The sequence below is a fragment of the Ahniella affigens genome (assembly GCF_003015185.1).
Classification (GTDB): domain Bacteria; phylum Pseudomonadota; class Gammaproteobacteria; order Xanthomonadales; family Ahniellaceae; genus Ahniella; species Ahniella affigens.
Genome location: NZ_CP027860.1, coordinates 2,842,197 through 2,860,798, shown reverse-complemented (window position 1 = coordinate 2,860,798; position 18,602 = coordinate 2,842,197). Strand labels below are relative to the sequence as shown.

The following is an 18,602-nucleotide window of genomic DNA, read 5'->3' as shown; positions in this document are numbered from 1 at the left end:
GATCCAAGGCGTACGCTGGATCGAACCAGGACCTGACATGCGTGCGCTCCCTAACGAAACAGATCGGTGCCGCGGCTGACGCGATCAAGCAGGAACTGGAGCATGCGGTCGGCGTCCATCGGGGCGCTGATCAAATGACCCTGCACTTCATCGCAGTTCTGATCAGCGAGATAGCGCATCTGCTCATTGGTTTCGACGCCTTCGGCAATCACATTGAGACCCATGGCATGCGCCATCATGATGACCGTCGTGGTGATCGCTTCGTCGTCAGGATCGAGTGTCAGATCAGCGATAAACGCCTTGTCGATCTTCAGTGTATCGATCGGCAAGCGCTTCAAATAGGCGAGTGAGGAATAACCGGTACCGAAATCGTCGATCGCCAGGCGCAAACCGAGTGCCTTGATCTGCGTCAGCGTCGCAATCGATTGCTCTGGATTCGCCATGAGCATGGACTCAGTCAACTCCAGCTCCAGTCGATGTGCTGGCACTCGCATGGCATCGAGAATCTCGCGCAGCCGTTTCGCCAACTCGCCGCGGAACAGCTGCAGTGCCGACACGTTGACCGCCATGGTTGGCAGCGTCAGGCCCGCTTCGGTCCAGCGGAGCAACTGTTGGCAGGCCTGTTGGATGACCCACTCACCAATCGGGACAATCAGCCCGGTCTCTTCGGCAACGGGAATGAACTCCGTGGGCGAGATCACGCCGAGCGTCGGGTTCTTCCAGCGCAGCAAGGCTTCAGCCCCCGTGATGCGTTGCTCGACCAGATTCAGCTTGGGCTGGAACACCAGACTCAGTTCGCCGCGCTCCAGCGCCTTGTGCAATTGATTGGCCATGTTCGCGCGCATGCGCGCCTTGGCGTCCATGGCATCGTTGTAAACCTGGAAGGTATTGCGACCACGTTCCTTCGCGTAATACATCGCCGTGTCGGCATGTTTGAGCAGATCGGTCGGCACTTGCCCATGATCGGGATACAGGCTGATGCCGATCGATGGCGAGATGATCATTTCCTGACGACCATCCAGATCGAGCGGCGTGGCGAACGATTCCAACAATTTGCGCGCCACCGCCTCGGCTTCGGTCGGGTCGTGCAAGTCCTCCAGCACCACAGTGAACTCGTCGCCACCCAGACGGGCGACGGTGTCGGACTCACGTACGCTGGTGACGATCCGGGCGGCAACCGCCTTTAACAGACGGTCGCCAGCGGCATGTCCCATCGAATCATTCACGTGCTTGAAGCGATCCAAGTCGAGAAACAGCAGCGCCACGTAGGTGCCAAAGCGCCGAGCGCGAATCAACGAATGCGCCAGACGCTCGGCAAGCAGGGTGCGGTTCGGCAGCCCGGTCAGGGTGTCGTAATTGGCCAGGTAGCGGAGTTCCTGTTCGGCCCGCTTACGGTCGGTAATGTCCGTCAGCACGGCCACCCAGTGCGTACGATTGCCGGCGGCATCGCGCACTTCGCTCATTTCAAGCCATGCCAGGAAGTGTTCGCCATCCTTGCGCTTTTGCCACAGTTCGCCACTCCAATGCCCGTTCTTCAGGAGGTTGCGGCGGAGCTCGTGATAGAACTCGCGGGGATGTTGATCGGAATTGAGAACATCCGACGTGAGGTTCGGAACTTCGTCGACACCGTAGCCGGTAATACGAGTAAACGCGGGATTGATCGACGCAAAACGATGCTCGAGATCCGTCACGCAGACTGCCTCGCTCATGCTCGCGATCACTTCGCGCGCAATGCGTTGGTCGCGGTCACGTTCGCGTGCTTCCGAGATATCGCGGAACGTGCCAGACACGCGGATCACCTTGCCGTGCTCGTCCCGGGCAACGGCTCGGCCGCGGGCCATGATCCAGACGTAGCGGCCGTCGCGAACCCGCACTCGATATTCTGCCTCGTAGTGATCGCTCCGACCATCGACATGGTCGACCAACGCTTGCTGCACGCGTCCCAGATCGTCCTGGTGCACGCCAAGCCGCGCCCATTCCTCTTCGCTGATTTCAGCTTGTCCGGACAGGCCGGCAAACTCTGCCGGTCCGGAGATCGACATGCGCTTGTTGCGAAGGTCCCAATCCCAGAATCCATCGCGGCTCGCCCACAGTGCCAACGAGAGTCGCTCGCTCTGGATGCGGTGCTGTTCGCTCTGTGACTCCCATTCCCGCAACAGCCGCCGCCTGCGTACGGCGTAGGCAATCAGGAAACCACTGATCAGCAGGCCCAAGGCGCTCTTGAACCAGAAGCTCTGCCACCAGTACGGATGCACAATGACCGGCACGCGGAGCGGCTGGCTCGCGAACACATGATCGTGATTGCTGCCGCGGATTTCGATCTGGTAGTTGCCCGGGACCAGGTTGGTCAGTGTGATCTCATGACGGTTGCCAAGCTTGACGGGCCCCGAATCGAGCCCGTGGACCTGATACTCGAACTGATTACGTTCCGGCGCGATGTAGTCAAATGCGGCGAAACTGAGGCCAAGGACCGATTGCCCGGGCAGCAGTTCAAGTGCCTTGATTGGCCCACCGGCGAACATCGGCGCAATTTGGTCGCCAACCTGCGTCGCGGTAATTGCCATCGGTGGTTCGAAATGACTGAGCTCATTCGCATCGGAGCTGAAAAAGTTGAGGCCCTGGGTGCCCCCGAAAGCGATCCGGCCGTCGGGCAGTGTGGTGTAGGCGCCACCGTTGAATTCCAATGCCTGCAAGCCATCCTGAAGTCCGAAGTTCTGCACGATGCGTTTGTTCGGGTCGATCCGGCTGATGCCGCCGTTGGTGCTGACCCAGATCTGGCCGCGCAGGTCTTCCGCGATGCCGTAAATCGTGTCGTTGCTGAGCCCGTCTGCCAACGTAAAGCGTTCGAAATCGGTATTCTCGCCCTGAAAGTTGGTGGTGCGGTTCAGACCATTGTGCGTGCCCACCCAGATGGCACCGTCGGAGGTTTCGGCGATCACGCGCACGAGATCGCCAGCGAGATCCCCCGACGCGCCGCGCTTGCCGATCCGGAGCAACTGCCCGGAGGTCGGGTCGAGCACATTGAGACCGTTCAACGTGCCGATCCAGATGCGGCCAAGACGGTCCTCATGCAAGGCAAGCACCATCGGGTGCCACAGGCTGTGCGCGTCGTCATGACCGTTCAGATACTGCTGCCACTGCTGTTTGTCCGGGTTGAAGCCAAGAAGGCCCGAGTCGAATGTCCCAAGCCAGAGTCGGCGATCGCGGCTGAACATCAGGCTTCGCGTATCGGGATTCACCGGTACTGTCGCCGGCAATCCGCGTACGCTGACGAGTTCGGCAGTGCCAGACTCCGGTTGATAGTGCAGCAGACCGCGATTGCTGCCGATCCAGAGCAACGGATCGGCTGGCGCGCGCCGGATCGCAAAAATCCGCAGGGACGTCGCGCCGTCCAGCACCCGCTGCAAGGGCTCGGTGTGGGAGCGAATCTCGCGGCTGCTGAGATCATAGTGCTTCAGTCCCGCACCTTCCGTTCCGATCCAGAGCCCGGCGTCGCCTTCCGGCAGCAGCGCGCGGATGTTGTTGTTGGCCACCTCATCGTCGCCAAGGGTTGGATCGAACAGGTACGAGAATTTTGCACCACGCGGGTCGGTGCGGGAGAAGCCATGCACGTCGCCGCCGACCCAGATGAGCCCCATGCGGTCGCGCATCAGTTGCCGCACGCTATCTTCCGGCAAGCTGCCGGGCAGCCTCGGATTGTGCCGGAGCACGCTGATCATCCGGCCAGTCCGCGACAGAATCAGGAGACCCTTGCCGCGCACCGCCACCCACACGCGCTGCATTGGGTCTTCGACCAGATCGAAAATCTCGACACCGGGCGGTGCCGGCGCGTCGGCCGCCGGCCAGATCGTTTCGACCTGGGTCTCGGTCAAGCGCATGACGCGGCCACGACTGCCCGCGTAGACGGTGCCATTTTCGGTGCACAGCACCGAACTGAAACTGACCTCGGCGGCGGCCAGCCGGCTGGCTACATCCGCACCGTGTGCGACCCGAAACAGGCCCGCATTGCTGGCGATCAGCAAATCGCCGTTGGCGCAGAGGCTCAGGTCGGCAATCGCTGGAATCGGGCCGCCACCGTTTTGCAAGAGCCAAGGCTTGCGCTGACCGTTTTGCTCCAGCAGTTCAAGACCACCGGCACTGCCGATCCAGAGTCCGCGTCCCGGGGCAAAACTGAGCGCCTGGATACTGGCAACCCCGGGGCCAGCCTGGGCCCGTTCGGGCACCGGTTGAAAGCTGCTTGAGTCGGCGGCCCGATACGTCAGACCCCGGCGATTCGTGCCCACGTACAGACGCCCGTTACTGTCTTCCGCTAGCGCCGTGATGAAACTGTCTGGCAGTGAATCGGCACGCCCTGGTACATGCTGGAAGCGCAGAAACTCGTAGCCATCATAGCGATGCAAACCGCCCTGCGTGCCGATCCACAGAAACCCGGCTCGGTCCTGCAGCATGGCATTGACGGTGTTCTGGGCCAGATCCTCGCGGCGGCCCGCCCGTTCAAAAAAATAGGTTCGCTCGGTCGCCAGGGTGGCTGGCGCCGGACTCGCGGCCGCGCCAGCCCACGCTGTCCAAAGCATGGACAGCAGTCCCAAAAACAGGCGGTAGTGGCATCGCTCGATCACCGCCCGAGCATATCGGATTGCGTCGCAAACTGGCGCTGTCGGAAGTCGTCCAATCGGCTTCGATTGCGTTGTTGACAATGGCTGGCAATGAGTTCCAGGGATCGAGCGTCGGGGGTTCTTCTGGCCTATTGGCAGGTTGGCCTTCAGGTACGCGTCAGCAGGTTGCCATTTGACGGCCTGCTAAACTGGCACCTGGAGCGCGCTGTCTGCTCAGACCTATCAGGACCAAGACATGGACTATCTCGAACTCGATGAACAATTGCGCCGATGGCAGGTCGGCATGGGTGCCGCTGAGTTTCATGGTGCCCTGACCGCGCACCTCCTGTGTGAAGGCAGCATCGAGGCCAAGGTTATTGCCGAACAGATGGCGCTGGAGCAATTGGGCGAGACCGTCCGCACTGACTCGGTCAGCGCGCAAGACCTCACCGAACTGGCCCGGGCCGAACGGGCTGCTTTGGGCAGCGAGGACATGACCTTCGAGCCACTGCTGCCGGACGTTGATCTGCCCGTGGCCGATCGCGCCAACGCGTTGTGCGCGTGGGTTCGCGGTTTTCTGAGCGGGCTCGCGATGTCCGGTCGGCTGCGCCAACGTGATCTCGATGAAGAGGAGCAGGAACTCCTGATGGACTTGGGCCGCATCGCGGGAAGTGATCTGGAAGCCCCCGATGATGAGAGTGGCGAGGGTGATCTGATCGAGGTTCAGGAGTTTGTGCGGATGGGCGTTCTATACCTTCGTGATGCACTCCAGGCGAAAGCCCGCCCGGCCACGGAGACCCGGCATTGACCCGTCCGGTCATCCCGAGTCCGGAGTATCGCCGCCGGCGCAAGCAGTTGATGCGCATGATGGGCAAGGATTCGATTGCATTGCTGAGCGCCGCGCCAGAGCGAATCCGAAATCGCGATTCGCACTACGCCTATCGGCAGGATAGTGACTTCGCGTACCTGACCGGCCTCGATGAGCCGGAAGCCGTATTGGCTTTGGTGCCAGGCCGAAAGCCTGCGGAAGTGGTGTTGTTCCTGCGCAGCCGCGATCCCGATCGCGAACGTTGGGACGGCGAGCGTCTTGGCCCGGAACGGGCGCCGGAATCGCTGCTCGTGGACGACGCGTTTCCGATCGAGGACATCGATGACATCCTGCCGGGCTTGATCGAAGGCCGCAGCCGGGTGTTCTATCACTTTGGTCGCGATCCCGGCTTCGACCAGCACGTACTGCAATGGCTGGAGCGTATTCGCGCCCAGGTCAAGCAGGGGGCGAGGCCACCGCATGAGTTCGTGGATCTCGGCCACAGCCTGCATGATCTGCGGCTGTTCAAATCTCGCGCCGAGTTGCAAGTGATGCGCGAATCCGCGCGCATTGCCGGGCTCGCGCATCGCGCCACGATGCGCGCCATCCGCCCCGGATTGAACGAGGCCGATCTACAGGCCGAATTCGAGTATGTGCTCCGCAAGCACCAGGCGGTAAACGCTTACGAGCCGATTGTTGGCGCCGGCCCCAATGCTTGCGTGCTGCACTATCGAAGCAATCGAAGTCCCATTCGCGACGGCGATCTGCTGCTGCTAGACGGCGGCGCCGAATACCAGTGGTATGCGTCGGACATCACGCGGACGTATCCGGCCAATGGTCGTTTCAGTGCGCCGCAGCGCGAGATCTACGAACTCGTGTTGGCGGCGCAGCACGCCGCGATTCGCGAGGCACGACCGGGTCGGCCGTTTACCGCCATGCACGAGGCGGCCGTGCGCACGCTTGCGAAAGGTCTGCTCGAACTCGGGCTGCTGTCGGGGAGCCTGCGCGAGGTGCTGAACGAGCACCGGTACCGACGTTTTTACATGCACAAGACGGGCCATTGGCTCGGGCTGGACGTGCATGATGTCGGCGATTATCGCGTGCACGACCAGCCTCGCTTGCTGGAACCGGGCATGGTGCTGACGATTGAGCCAGGCCTGTACTTCGCCGCCGACGATGCCACGATTCCCGACGCCTATCGCGGTATCGGCGTCCGCATCGAGGACGACGTGCTGATCACCAAGGGTGAGCCTGAGATTTTGACTGCCGACGTCCCCAAAACTGTTGCTGAGATCGAGCACTGGATGGCGGGTCTGGCATGAGTCTGCGCGTCAAACTGTTTCTCGTCGCATTGGTTGCCCTGGTGTTGCCCTGGGCCGGATTTCAGTTCGTCCGGCAGATGGAGATTCTGCTCCGCGAAGGCCAGGAGGCAGCCCAACTGGACGCCGCCGAAGCCCTGGCCCGCGCACTCGTGGCCACTGCGCCGGAACTGCCGCTCGCTGCACGCGCGATTCAGGTGGCACCGGTGCCGACAGGGCTGCTCATCGACGGTTCGGGCGACGACTGGGCATCGGTCCCGTTGATTCCCGAGCGTGCCACCGGTGATCGCGCCCGTCTGAAGCTGGCGGCGTCGGCCGGAGCATTGTTTGGCTACATCGAAGTCGACGATCGCAGTCGATCGCGCGCACCGGGCATGCAGGATCTGCGTCAGTTCGATCATCTGAGCATCGACGTGGGCGAGGGCAGCAAGCATCGGCATTTCGACATTGGCAACGCCGCACCCGGTGCGTTGCAGTTCATCGCCGATCCGCCGGATGCCGAATTCGCGCTGCGCGGGGAATGGCAGGAGACCACGTCGGGGTATCGGCTGGAGTTCGTGCTGAGTGGCGAGACCGACGACATTCCGATCGATATGCTCGTGCATGATCGTAACCAGGCGGGGCAAGTGCAGATCCAGAGCCTGGTGCGCGAGCGCGGCGATGAACTCCGTTCCCGACTCTGGCGCACTGACGGCGCGCAGGCACGCGCGCTGGAAGCGCTGGTTCCCGAGCACACACGGCTTCGGTTGTTGTCGAGCGACGGCGAAGTGTTAGCTAAAGCCGGCCGCTTGCCCGTCGCAGAGCGGGCGTCGGGCCGACCGCCACCGGAATTTGGCACCTGGATTTATCGCCTGTTGCTGGCGCCCCCGCTTTCGAAAGCGGAGGACTTCGACTGGGAATTGCAACGCATGGACTTGCCGATGGTGTGGCAGGCTCTGGGCGGCTTGCGCGCCAGTACGTGGCGGCCGTCAGCGAGTGAACGCACGGTAATTGTCGCGGCCGCGGTGCCGATGGCCTGGCAGGGTGACGTGCGCGGCGCGCTCGTGCTGGAGCGGTCGAGCGAGGCCATGCTGGTACTCGCCAATCGCGCGGTTGCCAAGTTGATCGCCGCGAGTCTGATCGCGGTGCTGGTGGCCGGTGTGGTGTTGTTCGGGTTCGCGGGCGTGCTGAGTTTTCGAATCCAGCGTTTGAGAAACGCTACGGAGCGCGCGCTCAAACCCGATGGACGTCTGGATGTAAAACTGCCGCACCTGACCGCGTCGGACGAGATTGGCGACCTGTCGCGCAGCTTTCAGAAGCTGCTGGCCGAGCTCGGCGGCTACAACGACTACCTGAAAACGCTCGCGAGCAAGCTCTCGCATGAATTGAACACGCCGCTCGCCATTGTCCGGTCGTCCCTCGATAACTTAGAGCACGAGCCGTTGCCCGAGTCCGCGCGGATCTACGCCGAACGCGCGCGCGATGGTGCCGATCGACTTTGGGCCATTCTTCGGACCATGGCTGAAGCGAGCCGCATGGAAAAGGCGATCAGTGCGGCCGAGCCCGAGCCGTTCGAACTTGGGCAAGTGGTGCGGGGCTGCGCCGAGTCGTACCAGGCGCTCGCCGGCACACGCAAAGTGCATTTGATGCTGCCACAGGAAAAACTACCGTTCTATGGCGCGCCCGATTTGATTGCTCAAGCCCTCGATAAGCTATACGACAATGCCCGCGGGTTTACGCCTGAAGACGGTTGGATCCGGATCAAACTGTCGATCCGACCCGACGAGCAGATCGAAATCGCCGTGGCCAACTCGGGTCCGCCGTTGCCCGCGCGGATGCAGGAGAAACTCTTCGACAGTCTGGTCAGCGTGCGTGATGCGGGTAGTCTCAGAGCTGCGGGCGAGGTGCCGCATTTGGGTCTTGGGCTCTACATCGTTCGGTTGATTTCCGAGGCCCATCATGGTTTTGCCGAGGCCAGCAACCTGCCGCAGGATGCCGGCGTGGAGTTTCGCATCGTGCTGCGGGGCATGAATCCGTAACCGAGTCATCCCGAACCCGTCAGCTGCGCGGTTTTAAGTGCATCAATGCGAACGATCTGACATGCCAATGGGTCCCGGCGTACAATCGGCGCGCGAGACCCTGGATGCCTGCAGCGGCCTCCAATCGTGACAACAAGGAAATGACCATGGCCGGTGGTTGGGCCGCGGATGGCGCGGTGCAAGAACAAATTGATGCGTCGATTGCCGACGCGGTGGCGAAAGCCCGCGCGAATCTGACGCGTGGACCCAGTTTGAGTCATTGTGCCGAATGCGGCGAAGCCATTCCCGAAGCGCGCCGCCAGGCGGTCGCGGGGGTGCGGCTCTGTATCGCGTGCCAGGCTGAGTCGGATGCCGCACGCACCGCGCAGGCGGGTTACAACCGACGCGGCAGCAAGGACAGTCAGCTCCGCTGAACTGTGGGCGGCATCGGCGATTCAAACCGCTGCGGCTGACGGATGCGTATGCGTATGCGCGTACCAGACTGCGTGACAGGTTTTCGAGCGGTGGATGCTTCGATGTTTGGGCGTGGGCTCGGTTTGCCCGGTAGCAGAGCAATCCCACACCGGATCCAGTTCGGGGCGACGAAGCGCGAGGGTGTCTGTTGCGGCAGAACCACCGCTTCAGATGGCAGGGGGGAATGGTTTCCAGAAGGCTCCCAATCCTCCTCTCGTCACCCCGGACTTGATCCGGAGTGAGTTCGATCGCTTCGCCGCGACAGGAGGAAGCCTGCGTTAATCGGGGAGGGTCTCAATAAGTCCAACCTGGACTGTCAGACCCGCTTCGCCAGCAACTTTTCCAAAACACGCGCGGCAGCAAATAACCCGAAACTCGCAGTCACGGCAGTCGCGGCCCCGAGCCCGAGATCGCAGTCGATCCGGCCCGGCTGGCTGTTGTCGGGACGGATGCCGCAAACGGTGCCGTCGGCCTTGGGGTAGCGCACGTTCTCACGCGAGAATACGGCCTGAATGCCGAAATACCGATCGGGGTTGCGTGGCCAGCCGAACTCATCGCGGAGCTTCTTCCGGATCAGCGAGAGCAGGGCATCCTGCTCGGTCTTTGCGAGATCCCGGATCGTGATCTTGGTCGGGTCCGCACGCCCACCAGCCGAGCCGCTCATCAGCAGCGGTATCTTGCGACGGCGGCAATGCACAGCGAGTTCAACCTTGACGCGAAACGCATCGCACGCATCCAGCACAAAGTCGACGCGGTCATGGATCAATTCGGCCATGTTCGTCGGCGTCAGAAACGTTTCCAACACATTCAGCCGAATCTCTGGGTTGATGTCCCGAAGTCTCGCAGCCAGCACCTGCGCCTTGCTTTGACCAACGGTGCTCTGCAACGCAATCAACTGTCGGTTGATGTTGCTGACACACACCTCATCGGCGTCTACCAGCGTGATTTCGCCTATTGCGGAGCGCGCGAGTGCCTCAACCGCCCAGGAGCCCACGCCGCCCAGGCCAATGACGATGACATGCTTGCCCGCGAGCTCAGCAACACTCCCCGCCCCATACAGGCGGTCGATGCCGCTGAAGCGGTTCAGCCAGGACTCGGACAGGGGCATGGACATGGGCAATTCGCACGGAGCAGGAACCGCCTATTGTGCCAAGACCGACGGACGCCGCGAAACCCGGGCGGCGGCCCGGATGGTCGGTTGACACCCCTGGTTCAGCCGCGATTACTGAAACGGTAGTGGGCGACGAGCCATTCCGTGCCATCGCGATAGCCAAAGAGCTCGGCACACGCCATCCAGAACATCCGCCAGCGCTGGTGCCACAGTGCCGCGCGGTTTGCCCCGTACGTGTCGCCCATGAGCTTCAGGATGTCATCACGGTGACGGTCCTGGTTTTCCAGCCAGTGATTCGCGGTTTGCTGGTAGTGCCGGCCATTGACCTGCCATTGCGCCTCAATCTGCAAGTCCTTCTGGAACCAAAGCAGGGTGTCGGTTGCAGGCATCAGCCCGCCGGTAAAGAAGTGCCGCGCCATCCAGTCCTGATCGCCATCCGTTTCGAATGGGTAGCAGAGATACTGATGGCAGAAGATATGCACAAACAGCTTGCCATCGGCCTTCAGCCAGCGACTGATTCGGCCAAGCAACTGTTCGTAGTTCCGCATATGTTCGAACATTTCAATCGATACGCAGCGGTCGAATTGGCGTTCCGGGAGCTCCAGTCGATTGACATCGTTCGTAATGATGCGGACGTTTTGAAGCCCGCGACGCTTGCATTCGGACTCGATGTACTGACGTTGGCCGTGCGAATTGGACACGCCGACGATCCGCGCATTCGGCAGGCGCTCGGCCATGGTCAAGGTCATCGAGCCCCAACCGCAGCCGAGTTCCAGAATGCTCTGCCCGTCTTTCAGTTCGGCCCGTTCGAAATACAGATCAAGCATGGCGACTTCGGCTTGATCGAGCGTCTCGCGCCCGGTTGCGTAGTAACAGCTGCTGTACTTCAGCCGCTTGCCGAGCGCGCGCTGGAAGAATACCGGCGGCAGTTCGTAGTGCTGCACGTTGGCTGCCTCGGTCTCGATCGCAATGGCGCTCTGCTTCAGTTCGTCGATACGTGATTGCTTACGCAGCGACCAGTCGCCGGCGCGCTCCTGGCGCAGCCGGTCCCGGCACAGATTGCGGATCCCGAGACGCAACAGCGTGTCCGGCAACAGGCCTCGTTCCGCCAAACCGAGACCAGTCAGTAACGGCTCCGGGCCGGATAGTTCGAGCAGTCGGTCGGCAATCGTGGTCATGGTGTGTCCTGTTTCGGAAACCAAGGGAAGAACGAATTGGTGGTGCGCTGATAGGCGCGATAGTCATCCCCACGGGAGCGCAAGGCTTGGGCTTCGACATAGGGGATCCCAGTGATCCAGTTCAACGACACCCCCATCGCAACAAGGCCGAAAATACTGAAATACCAATAGGGCGAGCCGATACTGAGGACGACATACGTGAACCAGTGCAGCCACTCGAAGAAGTAATTGGGGTGCCGCGAATAGCGCCACAAACCGACTCGGCAGGTCTTGCCCTTGTTGGCTGGATGGCTCCGAAAGTGCGCAAGCTGGCGATCGGCGATGGCTTCGCCAAACATCGCGAGGAACCAAATCGCCAGTGCGGCACCGACTTGCACCAAGCTGTGCCGCTGCTCGTTCCACGCCACGGCCGCGAACGGCAGTGCGAACACCAGAACCAGCACGGCCTGGGCCATGAAGAATCCAAAGAATTTGCCCTGGTGACCGTGCCAATGCTCACGGAGGAATCGATATCTGCCGTCTTCCTCCTCATGCAGCACGCGGTGCAGAAGGTGGAGTCCGAGCCGGAAGCCCCAGAAGCCGCCACACAGGGCGAGTGCAATTCGCCAGGTCATTTCGCCGGTGCCGGCCAGGCTGAGATACAGCGCACTGACGCCGAGCAGCAGGGCCCAGGCCACATCCACAAAGCCCGCATTGCGGGTCCGCATTTGCAGGTACCAGATGGCCGTCATGACGAGTACGGCCAGCAGGAGCACTTTAATCAGCGCGATTCCGATCATACGAGCTCCTTAGCCGCGGTCTTGACGCGCGCAAGTTCTGCCAGCAACAAGAGACTGAGCGCCCAAGCCACGCCGATAACCAGCATCATGGCGAGCGTGCTCAATCCAAAAGACTCGACGGCGCCCAGTCGCGCGGCGCCGAAATAGGCAAGCGGGCCAAAGACTGCCCCGGACAGGAGTGCCAGCCAGCGCGTGCGCATCAGTGGCGCCAATGAATGATTGATCGTGAGCGCAAATCCCGCCCACATCAGCAGGATCCAAACCGGCGCCAATTCAGTGGACGGCAGCGCAGCGGCATAGCGAATCCATCCGGTTTGGGCAAACCCGGTTTCGATGATCATGCCGAGTGCGACTGCAACGCCAAGCAGGCGAAAGTCCTGCGCGCGCGTCGGTGAGTAACGCCACGTAAAGGCGATGAGTACGCCAAGCACGGGCAGCGCCGGCCACCAGAGCCCCTTGGCGGCGCCCAGCACGGCCGAAAACCAAAGGGCCTGAAACAACAACGCGTTGGCGAGGCGCATCACAGTTGCGGGTCCAGATCCGGCAAATAGGCGACACGGCGCGCACCCGGGCGCACGAGCAGCATCTGCACGACGCCGATCGAGCGCTCCAGGAAGCCGCCCTCACAGTAAGCCAGATACCAGCGCCACATGCGTTGGAAGCGCGTCGAGTAGCCCTGCGCGCGCACGGCGTCGAGCTGATCCAGGTAGCGCGCATGCCACTGCCGCAGCGTCTCGGCATAACTTGTCCCGAAGTCCTCCAGTTGGTAGAGCTTCAGGTCACTGACTTGTTGCATGGCGCCAATCATGGCCGAGATCGACGGAATGAAACTGCCGGGAAAAATGTAGCGCTTGATGAAATCGACCGCGCCGAGCGCCTGCCGATAGCGGTGGTCCTCAATCGTGATCGCTTGAATGACTGCCAGGCCGTCGGGCTTCAGTAGTCGCTCGCACTGCTTGAAATAGGTTTCCAGATACTGGTGCCCGATCGCCTCGATCATCTCGATCGACACCAGACGATCGAATTGCCCGGTGAGCAATCGGTAGTCCTGTTTCAGTACGGTGACGCGGTCGGTCAGCCCGGCCTCTTGGACGCGCTGGATGGCGAGCGCGTATTGCTCATCCGAAATGGTCGTCGTGGTGACGCGCGCACCATAGCGGCCCGCTGCGTGGAGCGCAAAACCACCCCAGCCGGTGCCGATCTCAACGACGTGCATGCCCGGCTTCAGATCGAGTTTTTTGCAAATGCGATCGAGCTTCCGCGTGGCGGCGACGTCGAGTGACTCATCGCGATGCTTGAAGATCGCCGAGGAATACATCAAGTTCTGATCGAGAAACAGCCGAAAGAAATCGTTGCCGAGATCATAGTGCTCGCTGATGTTCCGCTTGCTGCCCTTCAGGGTGTTTCGACGCAGCGCGCCAAACACACGGAGCAGGGCGGAGCCCAAGCTCGCAACGCCGCCTTCCATCGCGTCGAGCAAGTCGCGGTTCTGTACGAAAATGCGCACCAGCGCCGTCAGGTCGTCGGCGTCCCAAAGCGCACTCATGTAGGCCTCGCCGACACCGACGCTGCCGTTCTGGGCGACGTGGCGATAGAACGCCGGATCATGAATGTGCACCTGGACCCGCAGCGTCTCCTGGTTCGTTGCGGGCACGCCAAACCGACGTACCTCGCCCGCCTCATGCAGCACCAGTTCACAGCCTTGCAGCTGTGCCAGCATCGCATGGATGCGCTTTCTGAACAGACGCGTCCAATAGGTGTGAGGGCTGGGGTCCGGGCGCGCGTCGGTCGCTGCCGGCAAATGAGCGGTCATAGGGCTTCCTTCTTGGAACCAGGGTGATCGTAGACGGGATTACGTTTGCAGTAGATCAAGAGCGCCTGAAGGTGGATCGCCACCATCACTTTCAGTGTCATCCATGGAAAACGCAGTAGCGCCATCGCGAGATTGCGAGCAGACAGCGCTTGCCGCGTCATCACGAGCGTGGCATCGAACTGTCGATCATTGGCATCCAGAACATCCATGTGCACACGCAAATCGGCGTCGGGTTGCTGAAAGCGCCAGTTGTATCGCAGATCCATTGGCAAGAACGGCGAGACATGGAAGTCTTTGTTGAACTGCCAATGCCACGCGCTCTGGTGCCGCTCGGCCGCGCGGACCGGGAGCACGTAAGCGCGGCGTTCGCGCCACGGCGTATTGGTGATTTCCGCGACGATGCTGTGCAGCGTGACACCGTCTTGGTCAAAGCAGTAATAGAAGCTGACCGGATTGAATACATATCCGAAATAACGGAGATGCGTCAGTAACCGGATCGGCCCTTCGGGACGCTGACCGATCTGGCTCGCGACAGTCGTGCGGATTGCTTCGGCCAGGTCGGGGACCTCTGGCCGGTGATAGTCGTTCCGATGAAACGCTGCCAGATTCCGACGATTCACGCTCCACAACCAGCGATCGCGAAAGAGCGATGGCAGCTCGGCGAGGTCCAGATAGACCATGAACAGCGGGTACTGGAACGTATGCGCATGCGGGTGATACCGGCGATGCCGGATCTGCCCCACGTAGAGCGCGCTTGCGTCGCTCATGGCCAGCGGACGCCCAGGCCACGCGCCACGTCGACGGCGCTTCGCATTCCGTCCTCATGGAAGCCCCAGCCCCAATAGGCACCAGCAAACCAGATTCGATCCTTGCCATTGATCTGATCCCGCCGTGACTGCGCCGCGACCGCGTCGTGCGTGTAGATTGGGTGTTCGTAGCGCATGCGCGCAATGATCTTGTCCGGGTCGATCCGATCAGTACAGTTCAGCGTGACGCAAAAAGGTACCGGCGCATCCAGGGACTGCAGCTGATTCATGTGGTAAGTGACGGTGCACGGCTGCTCTGGTTCCGGGAAGATCAACGCGTTCCAGGCTGCCCAGGCCGTGCGGCGCTTGGGCAGCAGACGTTGGTCTGTGTGCAGCACGGTGTCGTTGACTTGATAGCGGATCGCCGACAAGACCGCGCGCTCGGTGTCGCTCGGGGCGGCGAGCAATGCCAGCGCTTGATCGCTGTGGCAAGCTAGAACGACCTGATCAAAGAGCGCCTCATCCGTCCCGGTCTTGACGGAGACGCCGGTGTCCGTCCGTTGCACATTCAAGACCGGCGCGTTCAGACGCACCGCCACCGACCAAGATAGGGTCAGCGCATCGATGTACCGCGACGACCCCCCTTTCACGACTTGCCAGGTTGGCCGATCACTCGTGCTCAACATCTGGTGGTTCGCCATGAACTGGACCAGATAGCGCGCTGGGAAATCCAGAATTTGCGTAGCGGGCGAGGACCAGAGCGCCGACGCCATCGGGATCAAATGGCGATCGCGAAACGCTTTGGAATAACGGCCGCGCTCCAGATATTCGCCCAGACTGGGCCCAGCGTCTGGCCAGTGCAAGAGCGCTGGCGCCTCGCGATAGAACCGGAAGATGTCGCGAATCATCAGCCAGTGGGCGGGCGACATGATGTTTCGCTTCTGACAGAACAGCGTGGGCACCGAGGTCGCGTTGTACTCGTAGCCGGTTGTCGCCTCGTGCACGCCGAAACTCATGACCGTGGGCTGCGTTGCAACTTTCAGCTCGTTCAGAAAGCGACTGAAAAGTGGGTAGTGCCCGGCGTTCATGACAATGAAACCGGAGTCGACCTCATAAGTCTTGCCTTGCACGGGAACGCTGTGCGTATGCGTGTGCCCGCCCAGGCGACTGCCAGCCTCGAACAGCGTGACCTGATGCTCACGACTCAATAACCAAGCGCTCGCCAGACCGGCGATGCCCGAGCCGACCACCGCAATCCTCACGACTGCACCCGACCAGCAAGGCGTAGCTCAGCCGGAACCGGCTTGAGATCCCACACCAATCCGAGCCAGCTCAGCATTTTCAGTCCGTAGTACGTGATATCGACCTCCCACCAGTAGAAGCCCTGACGGGCGGAGCCCGGGAAGTGATGGTGGTTGTTATGCCAGCCCTCGCCAAAGGTGATCAAGGCGAGCCAGAGGTTGTTGCGGCTGTGATCACGCGTCCGGTAACGGCGCTTGCCGAATTGGTGCGCGAGTGAGTTGATGGTCACGGTACAGTGGAAGAGCACCACGGTCGACACGAAGAAGCCCCAGATCAACATTTGGCTGCGGCTGGTGCCGAGCTCTGGATAGTGGGTCTGCAGGAACCCACCCAGCCAGAACAGGATCCAGGCGAGCCCGATTGCGATAAAGACATCGAAGCGGTCGATCAACTTGAGCTCCCAGAACTTTTTCCAGTCTGGAATGACACTCCAATCCGTCCGGAAGCCCGCGCGGGTCAGAAACCAGCCCATGTGGGCAAACCAGAAGCCCTTGGTGACTGGCGAATGCACATCGTGTTCGGTGTCGGAGTGGCGATGGTGGTTCCGATGATGCGCCGCCCACCAGAGCGGACCGCGTTGCACACTACTGGCGCCCAGCAAGGCCATCAGAAACTGCATCGGGCGCGATGTGCGAAAGGTCTTGTGCGAAAAATAGCGGTGATAGAACCCGGTGATGGCAAACATCCGAAGCGCGTACAGCAGCACGGCAACGCCAACGGCAATCCAGGACGCACCGACGAGACAGACTCCGACGATGGCGGTGACATGAAGTCCGATGAACGGGACGACGCGAACCCAATCGATCCGCATGGCATCGGCGTCGGCAGCGCCGCGGGAGTCGCTGGTGTCAAACCATTGCCAGAAGGAGCGGAGCAGTTGTTTCACGGACGAGACCTGTGTCATGGAGTCGAGACCCTCATTTTTTGACGAAAATCGTCAAGCAACCGTAAAGATTACGTATTCCGTGAAAACACGGATTCGCCGATGATTGTAGGCGGACGGTTGTGAAAGCGCGCGCAAAGCGGCGTCGACACGGGCGCATTGATTGCCAAGGATTCCTGACGACCGTGCGCCGGCGGCAACGCTCTGAGCTCGAATGGGCGCAGAAGCCAATATCCGGAAGGCGCTGGTTCAGCGCCAAGCCGCGACGCCGCCAATCAGTCGGCGGCGCTCAACAGGACTGGGTCCAAGTCCACTTTGGTGCGAATGGAGTTGCCGATGAAGCACGCCTTATGTGCGCGCTCGTGCAACTGCCGAAACAGCTCTTGATCCGGTTGCTTGTCGCCAGAAAAACGGACTTTCGGGCTCAAGACCGCGCGTACGACGGCGGTTTGCCCTTCCGGATTTTGGCCGAGTTCGCACACCGCTTCATCAGTGTAGTGCTCGATGACGTAGCCACGATTCGCCGCGACTGCGAGGAAGGTCAGCATGTGGCAGGACGCGAGCGCCGCCAGCAAGAGTTGCTCGGGATCAGCCAAATCTGGATTGCCGTTGTAGCTGGCTGCCGATGACGCCCCAATCTCCTGGCCGCCAGCAAACCGGACGCGATGATCGCGCTGATAATTGTTGCGCTCAAATGTGGCGCCGTCGCGGGCCCAACTTGCCGTGATCCGATGTTCCATAGTCACCTCTAGAAATCCCGGATCAGAATGCTACCGAGTGTCCGCCACAGCAGCAATGAAATCCGCGCGCAGGCGGCCTGTGCCTATGGCTGATCCGACGGTGCCGAGGTTGCCTTTTGACGCTGCAATTCGAGCACCTTCGCATCCTTCAGAAACGCGTAGTAGCTCAGACTGACCGCATTGATCCATCCGGCCCAGCCGTTCAGCAGTTGCCGTTTGACGATCAGTTGTTTCAGCAGCACCAATGGGGGATAGAACACGAGACGCAAGGGCAGCAATGCCGAGGCGCGTTCGAGTCGGGCCGCGGCCATGCCGCTGGAATAGCGATTGATCTTCTCCACTTTGCGATACAAGTCGGGCTCGCCCCAATGCAGGATCGGCGCATCAATCAGGCCGATACGACCGCGGCTTTCTGGCGCGGCATGGATCGGGTCATTGGACATGCTGATCAGGCGTCGATCAAACAGGCGCAGATGCCGGTTGTGCTTGCTGCCGGGATGCTGCCATTGCCAGAACATGCGCTCGCGCCGGGCGATGCGGTACGCATCGCACATTGGTGCCATGAGCGTGGCTTGAATCTGGGCGGCCAGAGCGGGCGTCACGGCTTCGTCGGCGTCGAGCAGCAGCACCCAGTCGTGGCTGGCGGCGTTGATTGCCGCGGCCTTTTGGGGCCCGTAACCCTGGAATGGTTGGCTACCGATTCGTGCGCCGGCCGCGAGCAGGAGTTCCAACGTTTGATCCGTGCTGCCTGAGTCCAGCACATAGACTTCGTCGGCAAAGCGGACTGATTCGAGCAATGCCGGCAACGTATCGGCATTGTTGAGCGTCGTGACGACGACTGAGAGCGGTTGCCGCAT

15 protein-coding genes are annotated in these 18,602 nt (G+C 61.3%); 4 read left to right on the top strand and 11 right to left on the bottom strand.

The window, feature by feature from the left end; genetic code table 11:
• Positions 1–50: 50 nt before the first annotated feature.
• The gene (locus tag C7S18_RS11010; RefSeq protein ID WP_146151877.1) at positions 51–4,574 is read right to left on the bottom strand and encodes an EAL domain-containing protein; all 4,524 of its coding nucleotides are present in this window, start codon (positions 4,572–4,574) and stop codon (positions 51–53) included.
• A 277-nt stretch (positions 4,575–4,851) separates the two neighbouring features.
• Between C7S18_RS11010 and C7S18_RS11005 the strand changes: the two genes are divergently transcribed.
• The 4 genes from C7S18_RS11005 to C7S18_RS10990 all read left to right on the top strand — a co-directional run bounded on the left by C7S18_RS11005 (position 4,852) and on the right by C7S18_RS10990 (position 9,153).
• On the top strand, positions 4,852–5,403 hold the full coding sequence (locus C7S18_RS11005) for a UPF0149 family protein (RefSeq protein WP_106891613.1): 552 nt from the start codon (positions 4,852–4,854) through the stop codon (positions 5,401–5,403).
• Positions 5,404–5,453: 50 nt separating this feature from the next.
• A complete protein-coding gene (locus C7S18_RS11000) occupies positions 5,454–6,725 on the top strand; it encodes an aminopeptidase P N-terminal domain-containing protein (protein ID WP_106891612.1) in 1,272 nt (423 codons plus the stop codon).
• The gene (locus tag C7S18_RS10995) at positions 6,722–8,740 is read left to right on the top strand and encodes an ATP-binding protein (RefSeq protein WP_106891611.1); all 2,019 of its coding nucleotides are present in this window, start codon (positions 6,722–6,724) and stop codon (positions 8,738–8,740) included. The genes C7S18_RS11000 and C7S18_RS10995 overlap by 4 nt, the downstream gene beginning before the upstream one ends.
• A 146-nt stretch (positions 8,741–8,886) precedes the next feature.
• Positions 8,887–9,153, top strand: coding sequence for a DksA/TraR family C4-type zinc finger protein (locus C7S18_RS10990; RefSeq protein WP_106893997.1), 267 nt, complete (start codon positions 8,887–8,889; stop codon positions 9,151–9,153).
• A gap of 356 nt (positions 9,154–9,509) precedes the next feature.
• On the opposite strand, the gene tcdA is transcribed toward C7S18_RS10990, so the two are convergent.
• The 10 genes from tcdA to C7S18_RS10940 form a co-directional block, all read right to left on the bottom strand.
• Positions 9,510–10,307, bottom strand: coding sequence for a tRNA cyclic N6-threonylcarbamoyladenosine(37) synthase TcdA (gene tcdA / locus C7S18_RS10985; protein ID WP_240624021.1), 798 nt, complete (start codon positions 10,305–10,307; stop codon positions 9,510–9,512).
• A 98-nt stretch (positions 10,308–10,405) separates the two neighbouring features.
• Complete coding sequence (locus tag C7S18_RS10980; RefSeq protein WP_106891610.1) at positions 10,406–11,482, bottom strand: SAM-dependent methyltransferase; 1,077 nt, start codon at positions 11,480–11,482, stop codon at positions 10,406–10,408.
• Complete coding sequence (locus C7S18_RS10975) at positions 11,479–12,261, bottom strand: DUF1295 domain-containing protein (protein ID WP_106891609.1); 783 nt, start codon at positions 12,259–12,261, stop codon at positions 11,479–11,481. Before C7S18_RS10975 ends, C7S18_RS10980 begins: the two co-directional genes overlap by 4 nt.
• A complete protein-coding gene (locus tag C7S18_RS10970; RefSeq protein WP_106891608.1) occupies positions 12,258–12,782 on the bottom strand; it encodes a DUF2878 domain-containing protein in 525 nt (174 codons plus the stop codon). Before C7S18_RS10970 ends, C7S18_RS10975 begins: the two co-directional genes overlap by 4 nt.
• Positions 12,782–14,074 (bottom strand): SAM-dependent methyltransferase, encoded by a 1,293-nt coding sequence (locus tag C7S18_RS10965; protein ID WP_106891607.1) that lies wholly within the window; start codon positions 14,072–14,074, stop codon positions 12,782–12,784. Before C7S18_RS10965 ends, C7S18_RS10970 begins: the two co-directional genes overlap by 1 nt.
• The gene (locus C7S18_RS10960) at positions 14,071–14,841 is read right to left on the bottom strand and encodes a DUF1365 domain-containing protein (RefSeq protein ID WP_106891606.1); all 771 of its coding nucleotides are present in this window, start codon (positions 14,839–14,841) and stop codon (positions 14,071–14,073) included. Before C7S18_RS10960 ends, C7S18_RS10965 begins: the two co-directional genes overlap by 4 nt.
• On the bottom strand, positions 14,838–16,082 hold the full coding sequence (locus C7S18_RS10955) for an NAD(P)/FAD-dependent oxidoreductase (RefSeq protein WP_106891605.1): 1,245 nt from the start codon (positions 16,080–16,082) through the stop codon (positions 14,838–14,840). Before C7S18_RS10955 ends, C7S18_RS10960 begins: the two co-directional genes overlap by 4 nt.
• On the bottom strand, positions 16,079–16,933 hold the full coding sequence (locus C7S18_RS10950) for an acyl-CoA desaturase (RefSeq protein ID WP_240624033.1): 855 nt from the start codon (positions 16,931–16,933) through the stop codon (positions 16,079–16,081). The genes C7S18_RS10955 and C7S18_RS10950 overlap by 4 nt, the downstream gene beginning before the upstream one ends.
• Before the next feature lie 347 nt (positions 16,934–17,280).
• Entirely contained in the window at positions 17,281–17,745 is a 465-nt protein-coding gene (locus C7S18_RS10945) for an OsmC family protein (RefSeq protein WP_106891603.1), read from the bottom strand.
• Positions 17,746–17,828: 83 nt separating this feature from the next.
• A complete protein-coding gene (locus C7S18_RS10940; RefSeq protein ID WP_106891602.1) occupies positions 17,829–18,602 on the bottom strand; it encodes a glycosyltransferase family 2 protein in 774 nt (257 codons plus the stop codon).

Excerpts from the sequence above, each read along its gene's own strand:
- C7S18_RS11010 (WP_146151877.1), bottom strand. The coding sequence starts at position 4,574 with ATGCTTTGGACAGCGTGGGCTGGCGCGGCCGCGAGTCCGGCGCCAGCC.
- C7S18_RS11005 (WP_106891613.1), top strand. The coding sequence starts at position 4,852 with ATGGACTATCTCGAACTCGATGAACAATTGCGCCGATGGCAGGTCGGC.
- C7S18_RS11000 (WP_106891612.1), top strand. The coding sequence starts at position 5,454 with ATGCGCATGATGGGCAAGGATTCGATTGCATTGCTGAGCGCCGCGCCA.
- C7S18_RS10995 (WP_106891611.1), top strand. The coding sequence starts at position 6,722 with ATGAGTCTGCGCGTCAAACTGTTTCTCGTCGCATTGGTTGCCCTGGTG.
- C7S18_RS10990 (WP_106893997.1), top strand. The coding sequence starts at position 8,887 with ATGGCCGGTGGTTGGGCCGCGGATGGCGCGGTGCAAGAACAAATTGAT.
- tcdA (WP_240624021.1), bottom strand. The coding sequence starts at position 10,307 with ATGTCCATGCCCCTGTCCGAGTCCTGGCTGAACCGCTTCAGCGGCATC.
- C7S18_RS10980 (WP_106891610.1), bottom strand. The coding sequence starts at position 11,482 with ATGACCACGATTGCCGACCGACTGCTCGAACTATCCGGCCCGGAGCCG.
- C7S18_RS10975 (WP_106891609.1), bottom strand. The coding sequence starts at position 12,261 with ATGATCGGAATCGCGCTGATTAAAGTGCTCCTGCTGGCCGTACTCGTC.
- C7S18_RS10970 (WP_106891608.1), bottom strand. The coding sequence starts at position 12,782 with ATGCGCCTCGCCAACGCGTTGTTGTTTCAGGCCCTTTGGTTTTCGGCC.
- C7S18_RS10965 (WP_106891607.1), bottom strand. The coding sequence starts at position 14,074 with ATGACCGCTCATTTGCCGGCAGCGACCGACGCGCGCCCGGACCCCAGC.
- C7S18_RS10960 (WP_106891606.1), bottom strand. The coding sequence starts at position 14,841 with ATGAGCGACGCAAGCGCGCTCTACGTGGGGCAGATCCGGCATCGCCGG.
- C7S18_RS10950 (WP_240624033.1), bottom strand. The coding sequence starts at position 16,933 with ATGCGGATCGATTGGGTTCGCGTCGTCCCGTTCATCGGACTTCATGTC.
- C7S18_RS10945 (WP_106891603.1), bottom strand. The coding sequence starts at position 17,745 with ATGGAACATCGGATCACGGCAAGTTGGGCCCGCGACGGCGCCACATTT.
- C7S18_RS10940 (WP_106891602.1), bottom strand. The coding sequence starts at position 18,602 with ATGCGGCAACCGCTCTCAGTCGTCGTCACGACGCTCAACAATGCCGAT.